The organism is Marinovum sp. PR37, from assembly GCF_028807375.1.
GTDB lineage: Bacteria > Pseudomonadota > Alphaproteobacteria > Rhodobacterales > Rhodobacteraceae > Marinovum > Marinovum algicola.
Window position 1 is genome coordinate 175,191 of record NZ_JARAML010000006.1, and the last position, 19,421, is coordinate 194,611.

The 19,421-nt window shown below is 66.2% G+C and carries 18 protein-coding genes; 6 read left to right on the forward strand and 12 right to left on the reverse strand.

What is annotated here, in order from left to right:
- Positions 1-64 precede the first annotated feature (64 nt).
- Positions 65-1,309 (forward strand): biopolymer transporter ExbB, encoded by a 1,245-nt coding sequence (locus tag PVW49_RS07700; RefSeq protein ID WP_048533649.1) that lies wholly within the window; start codon positions 65-67, stop codon positions 1,307-1,309.
- Positions 1,310-1,312: 3 nt separating this feature from the next.
- The gene (locus PVW49_RS07705; protein WP_274590264.1) at positions 1,313-3,955 is read left to right on the forward strand and encodes a peptidoglycan -binding protein; all 2,643 of its coding nucleotides are present in this window, start codon (positions 1,313-1,315) and stop codon (positions 3,953-3,955) included.
- Between the two features lie 9 nt (positions 3,956-3,964).
- On the opposite strand, the gene PVW49_RS07710 is transcribed toward PVW49_RS07705, so the two are convergent.
- The gene (locus PVW49_RS07710) at positions 3,965-4,978 is read right to left on the reverse strand and encodes an NADP-dependent oxidoreductase (RefSeq protein WP_274590265.1); all 1,014 of its coding nucleotides are present in this window, start codon (positions 4,976-4,978) and stop codon (positions 3,965-3,967) included.
- Positions 4,979-5,080: 102 nt separating this feature from the next.
- Between PVW49_RS07710 and PVW49_RS07715 the strand changes: the two genes are divergently transcribed.
- The 4 genes from PVW49_RS07715 to PVW49_RS07730 all read left to right on the forward strand — a co-directional run bounded on the left by PVW49_RS07715 (position 5,081) and on the right by PVW49_RS07730 (position 9,458).
- Positions 5,081-6,718 (forward strand): long-chain fatty acid--CoA ligase, encoded by a 1,638-nt coding sequence (locus tag PVW49_RS07715; protein ID WP_274590266.1) that lies wholly within the window; start codon positions 5,081-5,083, stop codon positions 6,716-6,718.
- Positions 6,719-6,721: 3 nt separating this feature from the next.
- Positions 6,722-7,951, forward strand: a complete 1,230-nt coding sequence (locus tag PVW49_RS07720; RefSeq protein ID WP_274590267.1) for an acyl-CoA dehydrogenase family protein — start codon at positions 6,722-6,724, stop codon at positions 7,949-7,951.
- A 93-nt stretch (positions 7,952-8,044) separates the two neighbouring features.
- A complete protein-coding gene (locus PVW49_RS07725; RefSeq protein ID WP_274590268.1) occupies positions 8,045-9,064 on the forward strand; it encodes a phosphotransferase family protein in 1,020 nt (339 codons plus the stop codon).
- The gene (locus tag PVW49_RS07730) at positions 9,054-9,458 is read left to right on the forward strand and encodes a PaaI family thioesterase (protein ID WP_274590269.1); all 405 of its coding nucleotides are present in this window, start codon (positions 9,054-9,056) and stop codon (positions 9,456-9,458) included. The genes PVW49_RS07725 and PVW49_RS07730 overlap by 11 nt, the downstream gene beginning before the upstream one ends.
- A 3-nt stretch (positions 9,459-9,461) precedes the next feature.
- Here the strand turns inward: PVW49_RS07730 and PVW49_RS07735 are convergent, their stop codons facing one another.
- The 11 genes from PVW49_RS07735 to PVW49_RS07785 all read right to left on the reverse strand — a co-directional run bounded on the left by PVW49_RS07735 (position 9,462) and on the right by PVW49_RS07785 (position 19,395).
- Entirely contained in the window at positions 9,462-9,881 is a 420-nt protein-coding gene (locus PVW49_RS07735) for an acyl-CoA thioesterase (protein ID WP_048529511.1), read from the reverse strand.
- The gene (locus tag PVW49_RS07740; RefSeq protein ID WP_074837007.1) at positions 9,878-10,639 is read right to left on the reverse strand and encodes a TIGR02186 family protein; all 762 of its coding nucleotides are present in this window, start codon (positions 10,637-10,639) and stop codon (positions 9,878-9,880) included. The genes PVW49_RS07735 and PVW49_RS07740 overlap by 4 nt, the downstream gene beginning before the upstream one ends.
- Complete coding sequence (locus PVW49_RS07745; RefSeq protein ID WP_048529515.1) at positions 10,639-11,562, reverse strand: sulfite exporter TauE/SafE family protein; 924 nt, start codon at positions 11,560-11,562, stop codon at positions 10,639-10,641. Before PVW49_RS07745 ends, PVW49_RS07740 begins: the two co-directional genes overlap by 1 nt.
- A gap of 281 nt (positions 11,563-11,843) precedes the next feature.
- Positions 11,844-12,809 carry an ABC transporter permease gene (locus tag PVW49_RS07750; RefSeq protein ID WP_048529516.1) on the reverse strand — a complete coding sequence of 322 codons (966 nt, stop codon included), beginning with the start codon at positions 12,807-12,809 and terminating at the stop codon, positions 11,844-11,846.
- 3 nt (positions 12,810-12,812) lie between these two features.
- On the reverse strand, positions 12,813-13,907 hold the full coding sequence (locus PVW49_RS07755) for an ABC transporter permease (RefSeq protein WP_048529518.1): 1,095 nt from the start codon (positions 13,905-13,907) through the stop codon (positions 12,813-12,815).
- A 212-nt stretch (positions 13,908-14,119) separates the two neighbouring features.
- Entirely contained in the window at positions 14,120-15,724 is a 1,605-nt protein-coding gene (locus tag PVW49_RS07760) for an ABC transporter ATP-binding protein (protein ID WP_274590270.1), read from the reverse strand.
- A gap of 273 nt (positions 15,725-15,997) precedes the next feature.
- Positions 15,998-16,993, reverse strand: coding sequence for a BMP family lipoprotein (locus PVW49_RS07765; RefSeq protein WP_274565800.1), 996 nt, complete (start codon positions 16,991-16,993; stop codon positions 15,998-16,000).
- 145 nt (positions 16,994-17,138) lie between these two features.
- Complete coding sequence (locus tag PVW49_RS07770; protein ID WP_274565799.1) at positions 17,139-17,552, reverse strand: GNAT family N-acetyltransferase; 414 nt, start codon at positions 17,550-17,552, stop codon at positions 17,139-17,141.
- Complete coding sequence (tsaB, locus tag PVW49_RS07775; RefSeq protein WP_274565895.1) at positions 17,542-18,168, reverse strand: tRNA (adenosine(37)-N6)-threonylcarbamoyltransferase complex dimerization subunit type 1 TsaB; 627 nt, start codon at positions 18,166-18,168, stop codon at positions 17,542-17,544. Before tsaB ends, PVW49_RS07770 begins: the two co-directional genes overlap by 11 nt.
- Before the next feature lie 18 nt (positions 18,169-18,186).
- Positions 18,187-18,750, reverse strand: coding sequence for a NifU family protein (locus tag PVW49_RS07780; RefSeq protein WP_048529526.1), 564 nt, complete (start codon positions 18,748-18,750; stop codon positions 18,187-18,189).
- Between the two features lie 189 nt (positions 18,751-18,939).
- Positions 18,940-19,395, reverse strand: coding sequence for a universal stress protein (locus PVW49_RS07785; protein WP_048529528.1), 456 nt, complete (start codon positions 19,393-19,395; stop codon positions 18,940-18,942).
- Positions 19,396-19,421 lie beyond the last annotated feature (26 nt).

Sequence of the window (19,421 nt, forward strand, 5' to 3'; positions counted from 1 at the left end):
CTTGACCGGGAATCCTCCCTAGAGTCCGGACGGATTTAGCTATCTTCAGGAATGGTCCCTCATGGTGGACAAGCCGGACCGCGAGGCCGCACCGAGATTTTCCCAGCCTGTCCGTCAGGTCTTCTTCATGGTCACCGTTCTGGGGCTTGTCGTGGCCGGTCTGGTGCTGGCGTTGCCCCGCGTGCTGCCGGTGTTCCTGTCGAACCCCTATCTGAACGGCTTCATCGTGCTGGTCTTCGTGATCGGCGTGCTGGCGACCTTCTGGCAGGTGCTGACGCTGATCGGCTCGGTCCGCTGGATCGAGAATTTCGTCTCGGAGAACGACGCCGGCAAGGAGGCGCCGCGCATCCTTGCGCCCCTGGCCGCGCTGATGCGGACCCGGGGCAAGCGGATGCAGATTTCGGCCACCTCGTCGCGCTCGATCCTCGACTCGGTGGCGCAGCGGATCGACGAGGCGCGCGAGATCACCCGCTATATCGTCAGCCTGCTGATCTTTCTGGGGCTTCTGGGCACCTTCTACGGGCTGGCCACCACGGTGCCGGCGCTGGTCGATACCATCCGCTCTCTGACCCCGGCCCCGGGCGAGACCGGCGGCCAGATCTTTGAGCGGTTGCAGGAAGGCCTCCAGGCGCAGCTCGGCGGCATGGGCACCGCTTTTGCCTCGTCGCTGCTGGGGCTGGCCGGCTCGCTGGTCGTGGGGCTGCTGGAATTGTTTGCCGGCCATGGCCAGAACCGGTTTTACCGCGAACTCGAGGAATGGCTCTCGACGATCACCCGTCTGGGGTATGCCGGCTCGGGTGAGGGCGAAGGCGCGAGCGACCAGCAATTGCTGGTCGCGGTGGTCGATCACATGTCCGAACAGATGGAGCATCTGCAACAGATGTTCGCCCAGTCCGACGAAAGCCGCGCGGTGGTGGATGACAAGCTCTCGACGCTGGCCGACAGCGTCGAGCGGATGACCGAACAACTCGAGCGGCAATCGGCACCGACCACGGCCCTGACCCGGCTGGCCGAGGGGCAGGAACGGCTGATCGACGCGCTCGAGAGCCGCAAGGGCGACGGCGAGGGCGGCATCGATGCCGAAAGCCGGATGCGTCTGCGCTCGATCGACGTGCAGATGCTGCGCATTCTCGAGGAAATGTCCGCCGGCCGGCAGGAAAGCATGGCCGAGCTGCGCACCGATCTGGCGCAGCTGACCCGGGCGCTCAACATGGCGGTGCGGCAGGTCAGCGCCGCAAGCGCCGCCTCGTCCCGGCCGGGCCGCCACCTGAGGCCGCCCAAGGTGGGAACCCCCGAACAGGAGGGCTGATCCATGGCGTTGTCACGCCGCACCGGTCAACGGTTTCAAAATTCGATCTGGCCCGGCTTCGTCGATGCGATGACCGGCTTGTTGCTGGTGCTGATGTTCGTGTTGACCATCTTCATGGTGGTGCAATTCACGTTGCGCGAAACCATCACCGGCCAGGAAAGCGAGCTCAACCAGCTCTCGAACGAGATCGCGGCGCTGGCGCAGGCCCTGGGGCTCGAACGGGAAAAGACCGCCGAATTGCAATCCGAGGTCGGCAATCTGGTCTCGACGCTGGTCGATGCCAATACCCGTGCCCGGGAACAGGCCGCCCTGATTGCCGGCTTGCAGCAGGACGTGACCGAGCGCGATGCCGCGCTGTCGCAGGCCGGGCAGCGGATCGCCACGCTGGAACAGACGGTTGTCGAACGCGAGGATGCGCTGGGCGCGGCCAATGCGCGGATCGCCTCGTTCGAGGATCGGGTCGCCGGGCTGCTGGCCGATCAGGAAACCGCCACCGCGCGGATCGCCGAGCTGGAAGATAGCGAGCAGGCGCTTCTGTCGGAGCAGGAGGCGCTGCAACTGGCCTTGGCCCAGGCCCGCGACGAGATCGACGCCGAGGTCGAGGCGGCGCGGCTGGCGGCGGCGCAGGCCGATGCGCTCGAGGCGATGATTGCCGATCTCAAGGCGCAGCAAGAGGAGTCCTCGGCGGAATTTTCCAGCCAAGTCAGCGCGTTGGAAGACCGGCTGAGCGAGGAAGAGGCGCGGCGGCTGGCCGAGGCGGCAGCGGCGGAGGCTCTGCGCGAAAAGCTGATGACGGCGGATGCCGAGCTTTCGGCAATGACGCTGGCGCTCGAGGAGCAGCGGCGCGAGGCGGAAGAGACGCTGTCGATGTTGGCGGCGGCGCAGGCGGCGGAACAGGATCTGGATGCGCGGCTGGCGGCGGCACTGCTGTCGCAACGGGCGGCCGAGACGCGGGTTGCCGAGATCGGTGCAACGCTCGAAGAAACCGCGGCCGAGACCGAGGCGCTCAAGCAGCAGCTGGCGGCGGCGCTTCTGGCCCAGCGGCAGGCCGAGCAGCGCAATGCGGCCCTGGCCGAGGATTTGCAGGCCGCGATCAGCGACGACCGGAGCACCTCGTCTCAGCTCAATGCGCTCGAGGCGCAACTTGCGGCCGCGCTGCTGGACAGCCAGGATCAATCGGCCCGGATCGGCGAGCTGGAACAGGCGCTGACCGCCCTGCGTGACAGCACCGACGCGGAAAAGGGCGCGCTGGAGCAGCAACTGGCCGAAGCGCTGGCCGCCAAGATCACCGCCGAACGCAGCGCCCGCGAGGCCGGGCAGGCGGTAGAGGCCGCCGAGGACCGGCAGGCGACGCTCGAGGCCGAGCTGGCGCGGGCGCTGGCGGCCCAGTCCGATCTGGCGGGCGTCGAGGACGAGTTGGCCGAAGCGCTGGCCGCTCAGGTCGCGGCGGAACAGGCGCGGGCGGCGGCGGAAGGCCGTCTCGAGACCGCGCAGGCGCGGCTTTCGGAGGCGCGGACCGAGACGCAATCGCTCGAGGACCGGCTGGCCGAGGCGCTGGCGGCACAATTGGCGGCGCAGGAAAACGCCGCGGCGCTGGGCGGGCAGCTGGAAGCGGCGCAGGAGGGTGTGGCGGCGCTGGAAAGCCAGCTTGCCAACCTGCGCGCGACGCTGGACGAGACCGAGACCGGCGAGGCCAGCCTGCGCGATCAGCTTTCGGCGGCGCTGGCGGCTACGGTCAAGGCCGAGACCGCGCAGGAGGACATTCGCAAGCAGCTGGCCGAGGCCCTGGCGCTGAAGCTCGCCGCCGAAGAGGCGGCCGAACAGGCCGAGGCCGCGGCCAGGACGCGGGCGCAGGAAGTGACCAACCGCGAGGCGCTTCTGGCGGCGGCACGGCAGGAGCTGGAGCAACAGACCCAGGTTTCGACCGAGGCGCAGAGACGCGCCGCGCTTCTTAACCAGCAGGTTGCCACGCTGCGCGACGAACTCGGGCAGTTGCGGGCCTTGCTCGATGATTACAAGGCCCGCGACGCGGCGCAGAACATCCAGATCGAGAACCTCGGCTCCGACCTCAATGTGGCACTGGCGCAGAAGGCGCTGGAAGAGCGCCGCCGGGCCGATGCCGAGGCGCGCAATGCGGCGTTGCTGGCGGCCGAGAAGGCGCGGCTCGAGGAAGAGGCCAAAGACCTCGAAAGATACCGTTCGGAATTCTTCGGCCGGCTGCGCGATCTGCTGGGCAGTCAGGAAGGCGTGCGGATCGAGGGAGACCGCTTTGTCTTTTCCTCGTCGGTTCTGTTCGGCTCCGGCGATGCCCGTCTCTCGGACGCGGGCCAGCACGAGATCGCCAAGGTGGCGAACATCCTCAAGGCGGTGGCCGATGACATCCCCGACGAAATCGACTGGGTGATCCGTGTCGACGGCCATACCGACGATGTGCCGATCGTGGGCTCGGCGCAGTTCGCCGACAATTGGGAGCTGAGCCAGGCCCGGGCGCTTTCGGTGGTGCGCTACATGATCAATTTCCTCGGCATCGCGCCCGAGCGGCTGGCGGCAAACGGCTTTGGCCAGTTTCAGCCGGTCGATCCCGGCACTTCCGAGGCCGCGCGGGCCCGCAATCGCCGGATCGAGCTGAAACTGACCGAGAAGTAGCCCGACCGGTCAGAGCGCCACGATCTGCTTGCCGAGGTTGCCGCCCCTGAGCATGTCGAGAAACGCCTGCGGCGCGTTCTCCAGCCCCTGCGCCACATCCTCGAGCCAGGTGACGCCGCCGGATTTCACCAGCGGCGCGACCTCGTCGAGGAAGGCGGGGAAATCGTCCCAGTGGTCAAAGATGATCAGCCCCTGGATGCTCAGCCGCTTGACCAGCACCTGACGCCAGAGGGCGGGCAGGGTGTCGGGCCCGTCGGTGGAAACGCCCTCGTACCAGGCGACGGTGCCGATCACCGGCACCCGCGCATGGGTGTTGAGCAGGGGCAGCACCGCGCGCAGGACGTCGCCGCCGACATTCTCGAAATAGACATCGACGCCATCGGGCGCGGCAGCGGCAATCGCCGCGCGCAGATCCGCCACCTCGTCAAAGGCATGGTGATCGATCGCGGTGTCAAAACCGAAGGTCTCTTGTGCGATGCGGCATTTCTCGGCCCCGCCGGCAATGGCCACGGTGCGCATTCCGGCGCGTTTCGCCAATTGCCCGACCATCGATCCCACAGGCCCGGTCGCCGCGGCGACGACCAGCGTCTCGCCCTGTTGTGGCCGGCCGTATTTGGTCATCCCGGTCCAGCCGGTAAAGCCCGGCATCCCCAGCACCCCGAGCGCGGTCGACGGCGCGAGATCGGCGTCGAGCTTGCGCAGCTCCTTGCCCGGCAGCACCGCGTGGCTCTGCCAGCCGGTCATGCCGGTCACCAGATCGCCCTCGGCAAAGCCTTCGGCGCGGCTCTCGACCACATGGCCCACGCCCTGGCCGGTCATCACCGCATCCACCGCCACCGGATCGGCATAGGATTTCGCATCGCTCATCCGCCCCCGCATGTAGGGATCGAGCGACAGATGGCTGACCTTGACCAATACCTCATCTGCGCCCGGGGCCGGCATCTCCGCCTGCTCGAGCCGGAAATGTTCCGGCCCTGCTTCGCCTTCGGGCCTTGCTGCCAATACCACACGTTCTACGACCATCTTACGTTCAGTCCTTTTCCGAAATCTGTTGCACCGCGGCGCGCTTCGCCGCCAGACTGTCACCTAGGCCGCCGGGAGAGCAAGCCAAAGGGAGGACGCCCCATGATGGGTCAAATGATGCAGCGCCCGCTGCAAGTGATTGAACTCTTGCGATATGGGGCGGAAATCTTCCCCGAGGCCGGGCTGGTCTCGGCGCTGTGCGAAGGCGGGCGTCACCGGCAGAGCTACCCCGAGACCCTGGCGCGCACCGCGCAGCTTGCGCATGGGCTGGCCGGGCTGGGCATTGTGCCGGGCGACCGGGTCGCGACCCTGGCCTGGAACACCCATCGGCATTTCGAGCTCTACTACGCCACCGCCGGCATGGGCGCGGTGGTGCATACCATCAACCCGCGGCTCTCGCCGGAACAGATGCTCTATGTCATCGGCCACGCCGGGGATGCCGCGATCTGTGCCGATCTGACCTTCGTGCCGATCCTCGAGGCGCTGGCGCCGCAACTGCCCGAGGGGATCCGCCTGATCGTGATGACCGACCGGGCGCATATGCCCGACAGCCCGCTCGACCTGATCTGCTACGAAGAGCTGCTGGCTGGCCAGCCCGAGACCTACCATTGGCCCGAGACCGACGAGAACGCTGCCATCGGCCTGTGTTACACCTCGGGCACCACCGGCCACCCCAAGGGCGCGCTCTATTCGCATCGCTCGACGGTGCTGCATGCCTTTGCCATCACCCTGGCGCTGCGGTCCTCGCTGACCGAGGGCGCGCGCATCCTGCCCGTGGTGCCGATGTTCCACGTCAACGCCTGGGGGCTGCCCTATTCCGCGCCGCTGGCCGGGGCCTCGCTGGTGATGCCGGGGCCGGGGCTGGCGGGCGATGCGCTCTGGGAGCTGATGAACGAGGAAGAGGTGACCTCGGCCTGGGGCGTGCCCACCGTTTGGCTCGGGCTTCAGGCAGAGATCGCCAGGCGCGGCGGCAATCCCAAGGGGTTCTCGCAGGTGGTGATCGGCGGTTCCGCCGCCTCGCGCGCGATGATCGAACGGTTCGAGACGGCAGGGGTGTCGGTCTGCCACGCCTGGGGCATGACCGAGATGAGCCCGGTCGGCACCCACGGCATCCTCAATGCCGCGATGCAGGCCCTGCCGCTGGACGACCGGCTGGATCTTCAGGCCAAGCAGGGCCGCCGGGTGTTCGGCTGCGAGATGAAGATCACCGATGCGGATGGCGCCCCGCTGCCCCATGACGGCACTTCCGTGGGCGAACTGCATGTGCGCGGCAACACCATCATCTCGGGGTATTTCGCCAATGACGCCGCCACAAGGGAGGCCTTCGATGCCGAGGGCTGGCTGGCCACCGGCGATGTGGCGACGCTTGATCCGCAGGGCTTCCTGTCGATCCAGGACCGCGCCAAGGACCTGATCAAATCGGGTGGCGAGTGGATTTCCTCGATCGACCTCGAGAATTGCGCCATGGCGCATCCGGGGGTGGCCAATTGCGCCGTGATCGCCGTGCCGCATCCGAAATGGGACGAGCGGCCGCTGCTGGTGGTGGTGCCCGCCGGCGATGACCGCCCCGGGCTGTCGGAGATTCACGACCTGATGCAGACGCGGTTCGCCGCGTGGCAAATGCCCGACGATCTGGTCTTTGCCGAAGATTTGCCGCTGACCGCCACCGGCAAGGTCTCCAAGCGGCAGCTGCGCGCGCGCTTTGCCGAATACACACACCCCGATCTGCGAAAGGGATAATCCATGGATCTTGGTATGACAGACCGGGTGCGCCCGCTGGTCGAGGCGGTGCGCGCAATGGTGCGGGACGAGATCGCGCCGCTGGACCGGGAGTTCCACGCAGAAGTGGGCCGGCATTCCTCGGGCGACCGGTTCCGCCACAGCGCGCGGCAGATCGAGATTCTCGAAACCCTCAAGGCCCGCGCCCGCGACCGCGGGCTCTGGAATTTCTGGCTGACCGACAGCACCCGCGGCCAGGGGCTGACCACGGTCGAATATGCCTATCTCGCCGAGGAGATGGGCAAGGTGCATATCGCCGCCGAAGTGTTCAACTGTAACGCCCCGGACACCGGCAACATGGAGGTCTTTGAACGCTACGGCCCGCAATGGATGAAGGATCGCTGGCTGGCGCCGCTGCTCGAGGGCGAGATCCGTTCGGCCTATGTGATGACCGAGCCCGATATCGCCTCGTCCGATGCGGCCCAACTCGCCTTTGCCGCGCGGCGCGACGGCGACGATTACGTGCTGAATGGCGAAAAGTGGTGGATCTCCGGCGCCGGCGATCCGCGCTGCAAGGTCTATATCCTGATGGCCTGCACCGATCCCCAGGCCCCGAAGCACCAGCGGCACACGATGTTCGCGCTGGATGCCGAGACGCCGGGGATCGAGGTGCTGCGCCCGATGCAGGTCTTTGGCCAGGACGACGCGCCGCATGGCCACATGCACCTGCGTTTCACCGATGTGCGCATCCCGGCCGAGAACGTGATCCTGGGCGAGGGCCGGGGCTTCGAGGTGGCGCAGGGGCGGCTGGGGCCAGGGCGCATCCACCATTGCATGCGCGCCATCGGCCAGGCGGAAAAGGCGCTCGAGATGATCTGCCGTCGCGGCCTCACACGCGAGGCTTTTGGCAAGCCGCTGGCCGAGCTGGGCGGCAATTTCGACAGGATCGCCGACGCCCGGATGGAGATCGAGATGGCGCGGCTTCTGTGCCTCAAGGCGGCCTGGATGATGGACACGGCGGGGGTGCGCGCGGCGCAGCCGTGGATTTCCAAGATCAAGGTGGTGGCGCCGCTGATGGCCGGCCGTGTGCTGGACGAGGCGATGCAGATCCACGGCGCGGCCGGCATCTCGCAGGATTTCGATCTGGCGCATATGTGGACCCATGTGCGCACCCTGCGCTTTGCCGACGGGCCCGACGCGGTGCACCGCCGGCAGGTGGCGCGGGCCGAGCTGCGGAAGTATCGCAATGGGTGAATGGCAGCGCGACAGAGGACTGCGCCCGCCCGGGATCGGCGCGGAATGCGCCCGGCCTGAGGCCGGGCGGGCAGTCCTGGGGAGGCCGAGCTGATGGACAGCGATGCGCTTTCGCGCCTGACCCCCTGGCTGGCTGACCATATCGCCGGCTTCCAGGGCCCAGTCGCGGTGGAAAAATTCGCCAGTGGCCAGTCGAACCCGACCTTCCGCCTCACGACCCCCGGCGCGGATTACGTGCTGCGCCGCAAGCCGCCGGGCCAGCTCCTGAAGTCCGCCCATGCCGTCGACCGCGAATTCCGCGTGCAAAAGGCGCTGGCCGACACCGATGTGCCGGTTGCCCGCGTACTGGCGCTCTGCGACGACGACAGCATCCTCGGCGCGATGTTCTATGTCATGGAGCATGTCCCCGGCCGGGTGATCCTTGACCCCTCACTGCCTGGCGCCACGCCGGACCAGCGCGGTGCGCATATGGCCGAGATGAATCGCATTCTTGCCGCCATCCACGAGGTCGACCTCGCCGCCTGTGGCCTGTCTGATTATGGTCCGCCCGGCGATTACTATGTCCGGCAGCTCGCCCGCTGGACCAAGCAGTACCGGGCGAGCGAAACCGGTGCGCTGCCCGAAATGGACCGGCTGATCCTCTGGCTCGAGAGCAATTTGCCGGAAGAGGACGGCCAGCGCTGCCTTGTTCATGGCGATTACCGGATCGACAACCTTCTCTTTGCCCGGGAAGCGCCCGAGATCCGCGCCGTGCTCGACTGGGAACTGTCCACCCTTGGCCATCCCTTTGCCGATCTGGCCGGCGTCATCATGCAATGGCAGTTGCCGCCCGGCGAAGAGGGCCGGGGGCTGGCCGGCCTCGACCGTGCGGCGCTGGGCCTGCCCGACGACGCGGCCTTTCTTGCCAGCTATTTCGACCGCCGGGGGATCGACCCGCCGGACAGTTTCGGCTTTTACCTGGCCTTTGCCTTCTTTCGCATGGCGGCGATCCTTCAGGGGGTCAAGAAAAGGGCTCTGGACGGCAGCGCCTCGAACCCCGAAAAGGGCCGCAGGCTTGGCGCCTTCGTGCCGCGCTTTGCCGAATTGGGACTGGAGGCCGCAGATGCGCGATGACACCGCCGCCGATTGGGAAACCCCCTCGCCCTGGGGCAGCCATATCGGCATGGACCTGACAGAATGGCAGGCGGATTTCGCCCGGGTCGAGCTGTCTCTCGCCGCGTTCACCCGCAATCGCCATGGTGCGCCGCACGGCGGGGTGCATGCCAGCCTGCTCGACACCGCCATGGGCTTTGCCGGATGTTACACCGGCGATCCGGCGCGGCGGCAGATGTGCCTGACGCTGAACCTCTCGGTCAATTACCTGTCACGGCCGCAAGGCAGTCGGCTCGTCGCCGAAGCCCGCAAGACCGGCGGCGGCCGGTCGACTTTCTTTGCCGAGGGCAAGGTGCTGGATGTGGATGGCACGGCGATTGCCACCGGCACCGGGGTGTTTCGCTACCGCAAGTAAGGCTCAGCCGATCGCTTCGAGCAGTGCGCGCCGGGGCGCGTCAAGCGGACTGGGGCGGTGGCTTTGGGCATCGACCTGCACCTGCGCGAAAAAGCCGGTGGCGGCGGCCTCTTCGGAGGTGCCCCGAAACAGCGCCAATTCCAGCGTGAAAGAGCTGGTGCCGATGCGGCCACAGCGCAGGCCGGCATGGATCAGATCGGGAAAGCGGAGCTCCTGGAAAAAGCGACAGCCGTTTTCGACCACCAGAAAACGGGGCGAATCCACGGTCTCGCCGAGAAAGCCGGTCTCGATCTGCCACAGGGTCAGCGCGGTGTCGAAAAGCGAGAAATAGGTCGCGTTGTTGAGATGGCCGTATTGATCGTTGTCGGCCCAGCGGGTGGGCAGGGCGGTGTGCCAGGGGTATGCGCCGCGCGCGCGGGTCATCCCCGGTTGAGCAGACGGAAGGCCGAGGAGGCGCCCCAGCCGGCGGCGATGGCAATCGCCAGCGACAGCAAACCATAGATCAGTGGTTGTTCGCGCGACAGGTTGAACAGGAAGCGTTCCAGCCCGACCTTGCGCACATCGATCACCGTCTGGTGCAGCGAGATCACCTTTTGATCGCGCACCAGGAAGACGCGGGCGATATAGGGGCCTTCGGTCAGGTTCGCCGGCATCTGGACAGTGCTGCGGAACAGCGCCTGTTCGGCCACTTCCACTGCGCCCTCGTTGCGCTGATACAGTCCGTTGTTGCTGCGGATTCGCAGCACGGCCTCGGCAAAGGCGGCCTCGGATTTCAGCGTCCAGACCGCGCGGTCGGCGGTGATCCGGTACTGGTTGTTTGCGTTCTCGCTCAGGATTTCGTCGAGCGGACGCGAGGAGGACACGGCATAGAAGCTGGGTGCCGCCGAGACATCGACCGACTCGGTGTTGATCCAGATGCCGAAGCGCCGCTCCTTGCGGCGCACCACCACCGGCTCGGACGGGCCGGCAATGGCGATGATCACGTCAAGCTCGCCCTCGGGCTGCGGCGCATTGCGCTTGATCGCGCCAAACAACAGGATTTCGGAGCCGTCGAAATTGGCGGTGATGCGAACCCGCTTCTGCGACAGGCCCAGAACCACGTCTTCTTCGACGGCTTCGGTCTGGGCGGTGACACCAAGCGGGGTGAGCAGGCAAAGCAGGAAGGCGGCCAGTCGCAGCATCAATGGCCCTCCACATCGCCGATGGAATACAGCTCACCGGGTTGCAGCAGCAGGTCGAGCGCCAGTTTGCCGCACACCACGAGGACCAGGATCGCCAGCAGGATGCGCAGTTGCTCGGCCTTGAGCTTGACACCGATCCGGGTGCCGATCTGGGCGCCGATGACACCGCCCACCAGCAAGAGGACCGCCAGCGCCATGTCGACGGTAAAGTTCGTCGTGGCGTGCAGCAGCGTGGTAAAGGCGGTGACGAAGATGATCTGAAAGAGAGAGGTGCCGACCACGACCTTGGTCGGCATGTGCAGGATATAGATCATCGCGGGCACCATGATGAACCCGCCGCCGACGCCCATGATCGCCGCGAGAATGCCGACAAGCACCCCCACCATGATCGGCGGGATCACCGAGATATAAAGACCGGAGGTGCGGAAGCGCATCTTGAACGGCAGCGCGGTGACCCAGCCGCGATGCTTGCGCTTGGCCGGAGCGACGCCGCCGGACTGGCGCATCTTGCGGATCGCGCGCAGGCTTTCGATGAACATCAGCGCGCCGATGATGCCGAGGAACACGACATAACAGAGGCGCACAAGAAGATCGACTTGGCCCAAGGATTTCAGGTAGTTGAAGACAAATACACCCACCGCGGCGCCAATCAGGCCGCCGATCAGGAGGACAACCCCCATTCGGAGATCGACGGTCTTTCGCTTGAGATGCGCCAGGAGGCCAGAAAAGGAAGAGGCGACAATCTGGTTGGCCTCGGTGGCCACGGCAACCGCCGGCGGGATGCCGATGAAGAACAGCAGCGGCGTCATCAGAAAGCCGCCGCCCACGCCGAACATGCCAGACAGGACGCCCACCATGCCGCCCAGCCCGAGGAGCAGGAAGGCGTTTACCGAAACTTCGGCTATAGGCAGGTATATTTGCATGCGGTTCTCTAGCCGCAACTCAGAGGGCTTTGCAAGCGGGCCGGCGGCCTCTGAAGGCAAGTTTTTCCGCGTTGCGGCATTTTTTTTGACGACGGGTCAGGTTGAAGCGGTTTGATGTTGTGTCTTCTGCGAAAAGATTTCCGTAAATACTCGTTATGGTTGTGCAATCTTTGAGGGAAAGGAAAAAATGTCTCTGGTGCGGACGGTTTTGCAGGAATCTGTCGCAAAAGGATTCGCAGGCGCAATTCGTGCTGCGCCTGCGAGATGTCGGCCCCTGGCGGTCAGCGCTCCTTGACGTAGGGCTGGCCGCCGGCGCGCGGCGGGATCGCCTTGCCGACAAAGCCTGCGAGGATTACCACGGTCAGCACATAGGGCAGCGCGTCCATGAACTGCACCGGCAGGGTGATGAGGCCCAGATCGATGTTCTGATAGCGCAGAGCCACGGCTTGCAGCAGGCCGAAGAGCAGACAGGCATAAAGCGCATACCACGGCCGCCACTTGGCAAAGATCAGCGCCGCCAGCGCGATGAAGCCGCGACCGGCCGTCATGTCCTTGACGAAGCCGGCCTGAAGCCCGGTCGCCAGATAGGCACCTGCGATGCCGCAGAGCACGCCACAGATCGCTACCGCCGCATAGCGCAGCCCGACGACCGAGACGCCGGCGGTATCGACCGCCGCCGGGTTTTCGCCCACGGCGCGCAGGCGCAGGCCGAAGCGGGTGCGAAACAGCACCCACCAGCTCAGCGGCACCATCAGGAAGGCGACATAGACGAGGATGGAGTGGCCCGAGATCAGTTCGTAATAGATCGGACCGAGCACCGGAATGTCGATGACTTCTTCGGCGAAGGGCAGGGTGATCGGTTCGAACCGGCCCTTGCCGATCAGCGATGGCGTGCGCCCGCCCTGGCTGAACAGATCCTGCGCGATCAGCACGGTCATCCCGGCGGCAAGGAAGTTGATGGCGACGCCGGAAATCAGCTGGTTGCCGCGAAAGGTGATCGAGGCCAGCCCGTGGATCGCCGAGAGCATCAGCGAGGCGGCAATGCCCGCCAGCAGCCCGAGCCAGACCGAGCCGGTGATTGCCGCCAGCGCGGCGGCAAAGAATGCCGCCGCCAGCATTTTGCCTTCGAGGCCGATGTCGAAGATGCCGGCGCGTTCGGAAAACAGCCCGGCGAGGCAGGCAAGAAGCAGCGGCGTCGCCAGCCGGACGGTGGAATCGAGCACTTGCAGGATGGTGAAAAGATCCATGGCTCAGCCCTCCTTCCGGCGCAGCGCCAGGAAGACACGTTCCAGCGGCATGCGCACCATATTGTCGAGCGCGCCGGTGAAGAGGATCACCAGAGCCTGGATGACGACGATCAGCTCGCGCGGAATATTGGTCCAGAGCGCCAGCTCGGCCCCGCCCTGAAAGAGGAAGCCGAACAGGATCGCGGCAAGAAAGACGCCAAAGGGATGCGACCGCCCCATCAGTGCTACGGCGATGCCGATGAAGCCGGCGCCCTCGGTCGCGTTGAGGATCAGCCGTTCGCTTTCGCCCTGGGTGGTGTTGAGCGCCATCATGCCCGCAAGCGCGCCAGAGATCAGCATGGCGATGACGGTGATGCGCACCGGCGAGATGCCGGCGTATTTCGCCGCGCTCTCGGAATGACCGAAGGCGCGGATCTCATAGCCCAGACGGGTGCGCCAGAGCAGCAGCCAGACCACGAGACAGGCAATCACGGCAAGGAAGAAGGTGACATTGGCCGGCGCACCGCGAAACATGATGGTCTCGGCGCTCGAGAACATGTCGCGGAAGGTGGGCAGATGGGTGGCTTCGGGGAATTTCTCGGTCGCCGGGTCCATCGCGCCCTGTGGCCGCAACAGGTTGACCAGAACGTAGTTGAGAAAAGCGGCGGCGATGAAGTTGAACATGATCGTGGTGATCACGATATGGCTGCCGCGCTTGGCCTGAAGGTAGGCCGGGATGAAGGCCCAGACCGCGCCAAAGGCGGCCGCCCCCAGGGTTGCGGCCAGCAGCGCCAGCGACCAGTGCGGCCAGGGAATGTAGAGCAGTACCAGCGCCACCCCGAGCCCGCCCAACGTGGCCTGCCCCTCGCCGCCGATGTTGAACATCCGCGCATGGAAGGCGACGGCCACGGCGAGGCCGGTGAACATGAAGTTGGTGGCGTAATAGAGCGTGTAGCCCCAGCCGGCCGAGCGCATCAGTGCGCCTTCGACCATCAGGTTGAAGGCGGCGACCGGGTCTTCGCCGATACCGATGATCACCAGCGCCGACAGGATCGCCGCGAGGATCAGCGAGATCAGCGGCACGAGGACGGCATCGGCCCAATGGGGCATTCTATCCATGGAGCGGGTCTCCGTCGTTGAGTAACCAGGCGTGAAGCCGCGCGATCGCCGCCCCGCGAGGGGGTGAACCGACGGCGCTTCGGGCCACTTTATGGCGCCAAATCCGCAGGAGTTCGGAACAGAGCGCCAAACTTGCGAAATCGCCGCCCCGGGCGGCAGTCGGGTGATCTCGCGGCGGCCTCGGGCCTTGATCCCACGCGCGGGAACCTGTCTCACCCATGTTGCTCGGCCTCCCGCGCTTCCTTGGCCGCCAGTTGCTCTTCGACCGCGTCGATGATCGGCTTGTCCGGCATCTCGGTGATCCCGGCCATCAGCAGCCCCAGCTCCTTCTCGTCGGTCTCCGAGGCGCGCCGTTCGCCCATGATCACCCCGTCGAACATCACCGCCACCCGGTCCGCGAGCGACAGGATCTCGTCCAGCTCGACCGAGACCAGCAGCACCGCCTTGCCGGCATCGCGCAGGGAAACGATCTGCTGGTGAATGAACTCGATGGCGCCGATATCGACGCCGCGCGTCGGCTGGCCCACGAGCAGCAGGTCGGGATTACGCTCGATTTCGCGCGCGACGACGATCTTCTGCTGGTTGCCGCCCGAGAAATTCTTGGCGGCAAGGTTGGGATCGGGCGGGCGGACGTCGAATTTCTCCATCTTGCGTTCGGTGTCGGCCTTGATCGCGGCATTGTTCATCAGAATGCCGGATTGATAGGCCGCGTCGTGGTGATAGCCGAAGGCCACGTTTTCCCAGGCGTGGTAATCCATGATCAGCCCTTCGCGCTGGCGATCTTCGGGCACATGGGCGATGCCCCGCTTGCGGCGCGACTGGCCATCGGATTTCTTGCCGGTCAGGCCGATCACGTCGCCGTTGAGCCGCACCTCGCCGGTGGCGTCGCGATAACCGCCCAGCACTTCGAGCAATTCCGACTGGCCATTGCCGGCCACCCCGGCGATGCCGAGGATCTCGCCGGCATGCACCTCGAGGTCGATGCCCTTGAGCCGTTCGACCCCGTCGCCATCGACAACCCGCAGCCCCCGCACCTGAAGGATCGGAGCGCCGGGCTCCGCCGGCTGTTTGTCCACCCGGAGCAGGACCTTGCGGCCCACCATCAGCTCGGCCAGCGCCTCAGGGTCGGTCTCGGCGGTCTTGACCGTGGCGGTCATCTCGCCGCGGCGCATCACCGAAACCGTATCGGTGATATCCATGATCTCGCGCAGCTTGTGGGTGATCAGGATGATCGTCTTGCCCTCTTCACGCAGCCGGTTGAGGATGCGGAACAGCTGATCGGCCTCGGCCGGGGTCAGCACGCCGGTGGGTTCGTCGAGGATCAGGATATCGGCCTGCCGATACAGCGCCTTGAGGATCTCGACCCGCTGCTGGTGACCGACCGAAAGTGTCTCGACCACGGCATCCGGGTTGATCTTGAGTTCGTATTCCGCTGCCAGATCGGTCAGCGCCTCGCGCGCCTTGGCCAGCGAGGGTTTGAGCAATTCGCCGTCCTCGGCCCCGAGAATGACGTTTTCCAGCACGGTGAAATTCGGCACCAGCTTGAAATGCTGAAACACCATGCCGATGCCGGCGGCGATGGCGGCCTGGCTGTCGGGGATGGTGGTCTTCTGCCCCTGAATGAAGATCTCGCCGGCGTCGGCCTTGTAGAAGCCGTAGAGGATCGACATCAGTGTCGATTTGCCGGCGCCGTTCTCGCCGATGATGCCGTGGATCGTTCCCGGCATCACGCGGATCGAAATGTCCTTGTTGGCCTGAACCGGGCCAAAGGCCTTGGATATGCCTTTGAGTTCAATGGCGGGGGCGGTCTGGGTCATCCGGTCTGTCCTCGTGATCCTGGTCAGAGTTGCAAAGCTGGACGGATTTGCAAAGAGGCAAATGCCCCGTGCCGTGGCGGCAGGGCGGGGCCTGGTGCGACTTGTGCGTTTTGTCAGTCCGGGGCCGGGCGTCGGGCGGCCGGCGGCGCAGAGAGCGGCGAGAAATCCCGGCGCGCGAATGTCCGCCGGCTTGGTCCCGGGTCTCGGGCCTCGGGAGATGCAAAGAAGCCGCGCCATTGCGGGCGCGGCTTCGGTTTCAGTCTCGCGCGGGGATCAGAAGTTCAGATCCGGGCAGCTGTCGTCCGAGGTGTAATCATGCACCGTCAGCTCGCCGCTGGCGATCTTGCCCTTGGCTTCATCGACGGCGGTTTTCATCGCCTCGCCGACCAGCGCTTCGTTGTGCTCGTCCAGCGCGTAGTCGATGCCGCCATTGCCGACGCCCATCACATTGATGCCGGTTTCCAGCGCCTCGCCCTGGGTCATCGCGTCATAGACCGCGTTGTCGACCCGTTTCAGCATCGAGGTCAGGACCTTGCCGGGGTGCATGTAGTTCTGGTTGCTGTCGACGCCGACCGAGAGGATGCCCTCGTCGGCCGCGGTTTGCAGCACACCGACGCCGGTGCCGCCGGCGGCGGCATAGATCACGTCGGCGCCCTGGGAGATCTGCGCCTTGGTCAGCTCCGAGCCTTTCACCGGGTCGTTCCAGGCCGCCGGCGTGGTGCCGGTCATGTTCGACAGCACGGTGATGTCACCGTTGACCGCCTTGGCGCCCTGGGCATAGCCGCAGGCGAACTTGCGGATCAGCGGAATGTCCATGCCGCCGATAAAGCCGACGGTGCCACTGTCAGAGGCCATCGCCGCCATCATGCCGACGAGGTAAGACCCCTCGTGCTCGTTGAACACCACCGAGCGCACGTTGGGCTCGTCCACCACCATGTCGATGATGGCGAATTTGGTCTCGGGGTAATCGGGGGCCACTTCCGACAGCACGTTGCCAAAGGCAAAGCCGGTCATGACGATCGGGTTGTTGCCGTTTTCGGCAAAGCGGCGCAGCGCCTGTTCGCGCTGGGCCTCGGATTGCAGCTCGATCTCGCGGAAGCTTTCGCCGGTTTCTTCGGCCCAGCGCTGCGCGCCGGCAAAGGCGGCTTCGTTGAAGCTCTTGTCGAATTTGCCGCCGAGGTCAAAAATCAGCGCGGGTTCGGCCAGCGCCGCCCCGGCAGACAGCGCCATCGCGGCCGTGGTGGCAAGTACTTTATGCATGAATGTCATATGGTTGCTCCCGTTGGTATGCCTCGGGGTAGCCCCCCGGGCAAAGGTCTCTTGCCCGGGCTGCCCCGGATCATGGCCAATTAAGGCCGGGTTGCCGGCAAAGGGTCAACCGATTCTTGTGCAGTTCCGCTGCGGAAACCGGGGGTTAGCCCAGCGCGCGGCGCAAGATCAGCGCATCGGCGGCGGCGCCGTCGCGACGCGGGTAATAGCCCCTGCGCCGGCCTGCCATCGCAAAGCCCGCGCCGGCATAAAGCGCGCGGGCGGCGGCATTGTCCTCGGCCACTTCCAGAAACAGCGTCTCGGCGCCGCGCCCGGCCAGTCCGCCGAAGAGCGCGCCAAGCAGCCCGCGCGCGACGCCCTGGCGGCGCCGGGCGGGATCGGTCGCGATGGTGAGAAGCTCGGCCTCGTCCAGTGTCACCCGCGCCAGGGCAAATCCCTCGGGGCGGGCCACCAGAAGACAGGCGGGATCGGCCAGAAAGCTGTCGAATTCAGCGGCGCTCCAGCCGCGGGCGGGGGCAAAGGCGGCGGCGTGCAGCGCCGCCAGAGCCTCAGGCCTCATCGAGGATCTCCGGCGGCAGATCGCGCGCCGGTGCGGCATCGGCCGGGCGAATGTAGAGCGGCGCCGGCGGGCGGGTCTCGGTGGCAAAGCGCTGCGCGGCAATCCGGGCGATGGCTTCGGCTATCGGCACCGGCTGGGGCAAGGTCCGGGCGCTCAGCAGCGCGGCCCCGGGGCCGGTGATCGCGGTTTCCGGGGCAAAATCCGCCAGCGCCACCAGGCCCGGAGCGCCGTCGGGAAACCGCTGCACATAGGCGCGCTCGCGCCGCGCGTCGACCACCGCCGTCACCGGCTCGGGCAGGCCGAAGGCCGCCGCCTCCAACGCCGAGACGCCCACCGCCGGAAGACCCAGCGACAGCGCCAGCCCGCGGGCGGCGGCGACCGAGATGCGGATGCCGGTGAAATTTCCAGGGCCGGTGCCGACGCCAAGCGCCGTCAGGTCGCGCCAGGTGACGCCGCCTTCGGCCAGCAGTTCCTCGAGCAGCGGAAACAGCCGTTCGGCCTGGCCGCGGCCCATGTCTTCGGCGTGTTGCGCGACAACCCGGTCGGCGCACAGCAAAGCGGCCGCGCAATGCGCGGCCGATGTGTCAAATCCCAGAACCAGCGGTTCAGACATCAGGACTATCCGCGCCGCCGCTCAGACAGCGACGGGGCGCACCTCGGTGACCTCGGGGATATAGTGGCGCAGCAGGTTCTCGATGCCCATCTTCAGCGTCAGCGTCGACGAGGGGCAGCCGGCACAGGCGCCCTGCATGTGCAGATACACGACGCCGCGCTCGAAGCCGTGGAAGGTGATGTCGCCACCATCCTGTGCCACCGCCGGGCGCACCCGGCTGTCGAGCAGTTCCTTGATCTGACTGACGATTTCGCCATCTTCGCCGGAATGCTCGGCATGGCCCGAGGGGCCTGCGGCATCGCCCGCCATGACCGGCGCGCCGGATTGGAAATGCTCCATGATCGCGCCGAGAAGCGACGGCTTGAGGTGATCCCAGTCCATTGCCTCGGCTTTGGTGACGGTCACGAAATCATGGCCGAAAAACACGCCCTCGACGCCATTGACCGCAAACAGCCGCTCCGCCAGCGGCGAGGCCGAGGCGCCCTCGGCCGAGGGGAAATCCGCGGTGCCCATTTCCAGCACGGTCTGGCCGGGCAGGAATTTCAGCGTTGCGGGGTTCGGTGTGGATTCGGTCTGGATGAACATGGGTCAGGGTCCTTATCGCTTGGATGAGATATGTCCATCCGCCGGGGCATTGTCAATGTTTGGAACGGTTCTAAACCGCGGCACCCGGCGCATCCTTGCGGGTGCCGGCCTGCGGTGTATCGACAAGGTGAAGCGCCGAGTCCGCCTCGGGAGCCGCCCGCGGGCCGCGATGAGGGCCAGCGCTGGCGGTCAGGTGATCGCTTCCAGCCGCTCCTTGGAAAGATCCCCCGGCACGATCGTGACCGGGATTGGCAGCAGGCCGGAGTTGCGGGTGAGCTGGGTGACCAGCGGGCCGGGGCCCTGCTTGTCAGTGCCGGCGCCCAGCACCAGCACGCCGATTTCGGGGTCCTCGCTGACCTGGGCGATGATCTGATCCACCGGCTCGCCTTCGCGGATCACCAGCTTGGGGTCGACGTTCTGCCGGTCGCGCATCCATTTGGCGAAGACCTCGAAATGCGCATGAATGCGCTCGCGCGCCTCTTCGCGCATCACTTCGCCGACGCCGATCCAGTGGTTGAACTCGTCCGGCGGGATCACCGAGAGAATCTCGACCCCCCCACCGGTATGGTTGGCCCGCATCGCGGCGAACCGCATCGCGTTCAGGCATTCTCGGCTGTCATCCAGCACGACGAGGAATTTGCGCATCTGTCCACTCCTTGCGACGGATCATG